General features: G+C 37.6%; 1 protein-coding gene. It reads left to right on the forward strand.

What is annotated here, in order from left to right:
* On the forward strand, positions 1–218 hold a 218-nt coding region (locus HC176_RS17270; RefSeq protein ID WP_209309785.1), incomplete at its 5' end, for a tryptophan synthase subunit alpha.
* Positions 219–391: the final 173 nt, after the last annotated feature.

Here is a 391-nt window from a genome sequence, read left to right on the forward strand (position 1 = left end):
CCGGTTTTGGGCAGCTTCAGAAAGATTACTTCAGCAGGGTGTCAAAAATGGGATTAAAGAACCCTCTAATAGTGGGCTTCGGGATAAAGGATAGGGAAACTTTTTCCGCAGCTACAGAAAAAACTAAAGGAGCAATTATTGGGAGTGCGTTTATTAAACACCTCACTGAGAACGGCACAGAAAACATCCAGGATTTTATTAGAAAAGCAAGAGATTAACAGTCTTGTTAACAGGTCTTTAATAGCCTTTAAAAAGCCTTTTTCGTATCTTGAAAAGAACTTAAAAATGAATGTTATGGGACGTATTGAAGATAAGCACAACAAGAACAAGAGAAAGGATAGAGACAGCAATCCTTTAACCGGAAATATTGGTCAAAGGGATATTGAAACCT

This window comes from Tamlana crocina, from assembly GCF_012037625.1.